Annotated in this window: 4 protein-coding genes; all 4 read left to right on the top strand. The window is 69.0% G+C overall.

From position 1 onward, the window contains the following. Positions 1 to 386: 386 nt before the first annotated feature. A complete protein-coding gene (locus GA0115259_RS32735) occupies positions 387 to 1334 on the top strand; it encodes an MHYT domain-containing protein (protein ID WP_093603682.1) in 948 nt (315 codons plus the stop codon). A 62-nt stretch (positions 1335 to 1396) separates the two neighbouring features. Beyond that, positions 1397 to 3538, top strand: coding sequence for an excinuclease ABC subunit UvrB (gene uvrB / locus GA0115259_RS32730; protein WP_093603680.1), 2142 nt, complete (start codon positions 1397 to 1399; stop codon positions 3536 to 3538). Positions 3539 to 3723: 185 nt separating this feature from the next. Beyond that, positions 3724 to 4290, top strand: a complete 567-nt coding sequence (locus GA0115259_RS32725) for a TerD family protein (RefSeq protein ID WP_066950473.1) — start codon at positions 3724 to 3726, stop codon at positions 4288 to 4290. 252 nt (positions 4291 to 4542) lie between these two features. Then, a partial coding sequence (locus GA0115259_RS32720; protein ID WP_141716783.1) for a TerD family protein occupies positions 4543 to 5294 on the top strand: 752 nt, incomplete at its 3' end.

Genomic DNA, 5294 nt, shown 5'->3' with positions numbered 1-5294 from the left:
GACCGGCGGTGGCCGTGGCCGCGCCCGGCAGCATGAGCGCGGTGACTCCCAGCAGCGCGGTGGCCGTGGTCGACGAGGTGCGCGTCGCCGCCGAAGTGCGCGCGTACACATGGACTCCTCGCGTCGCGGGAAGACGGTCGGCCCCGAGGGTGGCAGCCTCCGGCCAACGGAGGACGGGCGAAGGTTGGCCACAACATGAAGCCACACCCCGAGACAGGCATACCGGACCGCGAGGCCGTGCCGCTCCGTGTCGCCGCATGTCGGCTTCATATCGGCTTCATATCGACAAATCGTCCGGTGCCTGTTTGATTACCGGGCCGGCCGTCCTACTCTCGCCCCGAACCAGCGCTTCCGTACATGGAGCCGAGGGGCGAAGGGCACACCGTATGCAGGGCACCGTCGAAGGATTCAGCTATGGCCTCGTCACCCCCGTGGCGGCCTTTCTCATGGCCTGTCTCGGGGCGGCACTCGGCCTGCGCTGCACTGCGAGATCCCTGCGCACCAGGCGGCCCTGGAAACCGGGCGGGCTGGCGCTGGGCGCGGCCTCGATCGGCTCCGGCGTCTGGACGATGCACTTCATCGGCATGATGGGCTTCGCCGTCAGCGAGGCGCCGATCGGCTACGACCGGCTCACGACCTTCGCCAGCCTCGCCGTCGGGATCGTCATGACCGGGATCGGGATCTTCATAGTGGGATACCGCGGCTCGACCCCGATGGCCCTGATCACCGGCGGTACGGTCACCGGTCTCGGCATCGCCACCATGCACTACCTCGGCATGGCCGGCGTACGGCTGCACGGACAGGTCACCTACGACACCGGGACGGTCGCGCTCTCCGTGCTGATCGCCGTCGCCGCGTCCGTGGCCGGGCTCTGGGTGATCTCCACGCACCGAGGATTTTCGGCCAGTCTGGGCGCCAGTCTGGTGCTGGGCGTCGCGTCGACCGGAATGCACTTCACCGCCATGGCCGGAGTCGAGGTCCATCTCGACGGGACCACCAGGGCTCCGGGCGGCGCTCCGGCCACCGAGCTGCTCGTGCCGATGCTGATCGGCCCTGCGGTCTTTCTGCTGCTGGCGGGCGTGGCGCTGTTCTTCGATCCGCTGCTGGTGACGGGCGGGCGCGGCCGGGACATGGACCGTCATGAGGGCCACCTGCGATCCGCCCGGCCCGCCCGGTCCGCGGGGGCCGCGCGCGGGCTCTGCGGGGCCCGTGGACTGGGCGGTGTGCCCGCGCAGCGGACCCGGCTCCGCGCGGACCGGGACCGCCGTGAGGAGGCCGACCGTACGGCCGCCAGAGCACCGCGCAGCGGCCCGCAGGACCTGCACGACTGGTGACCGGCCGGTGATCCGGTGTCGCCCGGCGCCCGGCTGTCAGTGGGTGGTCGTACGGTGGTTCCATGCGGCCCGTTTCCAGCATCGAACGTACGGTGGCGCCCTTCGAGGTCGTCAGTCCCTACCAGCCCAGCGGCGATCAGCCGACGGCCATCGCCGATCTCGAACGGCGTGTCCGCGCCGGTGAGAAGGATGTCGTCCTGCTCGGCGCGACCGGCACGGGAAAGTCGGCGACGACCGCCTGGATGATCGAGAAGCTTCAGCGCCCCACGCTGGTGATGGCGCCGAACAAGACGCTCGCCGCCCAGCTCGCCAACGAGTTCCGCGAGCTGCTGCCCAACAACGCCGTCGAGTACTTCGTCTCGTACTACGACTACTACCAGCCCGAGGCGTACGTCCCGCAGTCGGACACCTATATCGAGAAGGACTCCTCGATCAACGAGGAGGTCGAGCGGCTGCGCCACTCCGCGACCAACTCGCTGCTGACCAGGCGCGATGTGATCGTGGTCGCCTCGGTCTCCTGCATCTACGGTCTCGGTACGCCCCAGGAGTACGTGGACCGGATGGTGCCGCTGAAGGTCGGCGCCGAGACCGACCGGGACCAGCTCCTGCGCCGCTTCGTGGACATGCAGTACACACGCAATGACGTGGCGTTCGCGCGCGGCACCTTCCGGGTCCGGGGCGACACCATCGAGATCTTCCCGGTCTACGAGGAGCTGGCCGTCCGTATCGAGATGTTCGGCGACGAGATCGAGGCGCTCTCCACGCTGCATCCGCTCACCGGCGAGGTCATCAGCGACGACCGCGAGCTCTATGTCTTCCCCGCGAGCCACTATGTGGCCGGTCCCGAGCGTATGGAGAAGGCGGTCAACGGCATCGAGCGGGAGCTGGAGGAGCGTCTGGCCGAGCTGGACAAGCAGGGCAAGCTCCTGGAGTCCCAGCGGCTGCGTATGCGCACGACGTACGACATCGAGATGATGCGGCAGATCGGTTCCTGCTCCGGGATCGAGAACTACTCGATGCACTTCGACGACCGCTCGCCCGGCACCGCGCCCAACACCCTTATCGACTACTTCCCCGAGGACTTCCTGCTGGTCATTGACGAGTCGCATGTCACGGTCCCGCAGATCGGCGCGATGTACGAGGGCGACGCGTCCCGTAAGCGGACGCTGGTCGAGCACGGTTTCCGGCTGCCGTCCGCGCTCGACAACCGCCCGCTGAAGTGGGAGGAGTTCCAGCAGCGGATCGACCAGACCGTCTATCTCTCCGCCACGCCCGGCGCCTATGAGCTGTCCCGTTCCGACGGGTTCGTGGAGCAGATCATCCGGCCCACCGGGCTGATCGACCCGGAGGTCGTCGTCAAGCCCACCGAGGGCCAGATCGACGACCTGGTGCACGAGATCCGTGAGCGGACCGCGAAGGACGAGCGTGTCCTGGTGACCACGCTCACCAAGAAGATGGCCGAGGACCTCACCGACTACTTCCTGGAGCTGGGCATCCAGGTGCGGTATCTGCACAGCGATGTGGACACCCTGCGCCGTGTCGAGCTGCTGCGTGAGCTGCGCTCCGGGGAGTACGACGTCCTTGTCGGCATCAACCTCCTCCGTGAGGGCCTCGACCTCCCGGAGGTCTCGCTGGTGGCGATCCTCGACGCCGACAAGGAGGGCTTCCTGCGCTCCGGCACCTCGCTGATCCAGACCATCGGCCGGGCCGCGCGGAATGTCTCCGGCCAGGTCCATATGTACGCGGACAAGATCACTCCGGCGATGGAGAAGGCCATCGACGAGACCAACCGCCGCCGCGAGAAGCAGATCGCGTACAACACCGAGCGCGGTATCGATCCCCAGCCGCTCCGCAAGAAGATCAACGACATCGTCGCGACCATCGCGCGCGAGGAGATCGACACCGAGGCGCTGCTCGGCACGGGCTACCGGCAGTCGAAGGACGGCCGGTCGGCCAAGGTCGCCGTGCCCACGCTCGGTACGAAGACCGCCAAGGCGGCCAAGGGCGCCAAGGGCGCGGGCGCGAAGACCGCGGTGCTCTCCGACCGTCCCGCCGCCGAACTGGCCGGAATCATCGAGGAGATGACCGACCGTATGCGGGCCGCGGCGGCAGAGCTCCAGTTCGAGGTGGCCGCCCGGCTGCGCGACGAAGTGAGTGAACTGAAGAAGGAATTGCGGCAGATGAGGGAGGCGGGGCTGGCCTGACACCCCGGAACACCTGGTGTGTTGCAAGACCGACACAAAAACGGTCCAAGCCTCCTGCACCGCCCGCGCGACTGCGTAGGGTGCTGCGCAACCGCATACGGACGGTTGCGGGGGAACCATTCGAGAGGGGACAGCGCGTGGTGGACGTATCCAAGGGCAGTGCGCCCGGGGGCCCTGGCGTCAATCTGACCAAGGGACAGGCCATCAGCCTGGAGAAGAAGGGCGGCGGCACGCTGACCGCGGTCCGCATGGGGCTCGGCTGGCAGGCCGCGCCGCGCCGGGGCCTGTTCGGCTCCCGCACCCGTGAGATCGACCTGGACGCGTCGGCGGTGCTCTTCGCCGACAAGCAGCCGGTCGACGTGGTCTTCTTCCGTCATCTCGTCAGTGACGACGGCTCGGTGCGGCACACCGGTGACAATCTGGTCGGCGGCGCGGGACAGGGCGGTGACGACGAGGCGATCCTGGTCGACCTCCAGCGGGTCCCGGTCCATATCGACCAGATCGTCTTCACGGTGAACTCGTTCACCGGCCAGACGTTCCAGGAGGTGCAGAACGCCTTCTGCCGCATCGTGGACGAGACCAACGGCCAGGAGCTGGCGCGCTACACGCTGGACGGCGGTGGCCAGTACACCGCGCAGATCATGGCGAAGGTGCACCGCGCGGGCGCGGGCTGGCAGATGACGGCCCTCGGCAACCCGGCCAACGGCCGTACGTTCCAGGACCTGATGCCGGCGATCCTGCCGCATCTCTGAGTACGGCGAAGCAGGACGACGAGTACGACGGCGTCAGCACCACGACGGCGCCGGCATCACTCCAGCACCACGGCGAACGCATCTGTATGACACGGCGTTTCGCCGGTACGCGCAGCTCCCGGAAGTCAGGTCGCCGGGAGCTGCGCGGCTGCCGTGGACCCGTACGGCACCACCCGTACAAGCACCACCCGACCACCCGTAGCTGAATCCACAGCTGAACAACGACGCGTGACCGACGAGGGGACAGAGGCGATGACGGCCGAGCTGGTCCGGGGGCAGAACCATCCCTTGCCCCACACCCGCCTGGAGATCCGGGTGACAGCCGGCGCACCGGTCATGGCCTGCGCCACGCTCGGCGACGCACAGGGCACGGTGCGCGGCACCGAGTGGATCGCCCATCCCGGCTCGCCCACGCTTCCCGGTATCGAGGTGTCCCGCCAGGCCGCTTCGGGGCTGCGCTTCCATATCGATCTGGAGGCAGTGCCCGAGCAGGCGCATCTCGTGCATGTGCTGCTCGCCCTGCCCGAGGGCGTCGGCGGACCGGACCGGTTCGGCGCCACCGCGGCTCCGTTCGCCGCCGTCACCTCCACCGACGGCACCGAGGTCGCCAGCTTTACCCTCACCGGTCTGGACGCCGAGTCCGCCGTCGTCGCCCTGGAGCTCTACCGCCGCCAGGGCGCCTGGAAGGTCCGGGCCGTCGGCCAGGGATACGCGGGAGGGCTCGCCGAGCTGTTCGGCGACCACGGTCTGCCGCAGGCCCGCGCCTTCGCCAGCGGTATCCAGGAGGCGGTCGCCCGCCATCTGGCGAGCACGGTGCAGATCCCGCTGCCCGGCGCCCAGGACGGTGTACGGGTCAGGCCCGACGGCCTGTCCTCGTCGGCCACGCCCGGTCCGGCCGCCCAGCCGGGACCGGCGGGACCGGCCACCCAGAGCGGCTCCACCGTCCCGCAGGCCGGCCCGGCCGCTTCCGGCGGTACGAGCGGTACGGGTACGGGCGCCACCGG

The sequence above is a fragment of the Streptomyces sp. MnatMP-M17 genome (genome assembly GCF_900091995.1).
Classification (GTDB): domain Bacteria; phylum Actinomycetota; class Actinomycetes; order Streptomycetales; family Streptomycetaceae; genus Streptomyces.
Note: the sequence above shows the minus strand (reverse complement) of the source record. Positions and strands in the feature narration are given on the sequence as shown.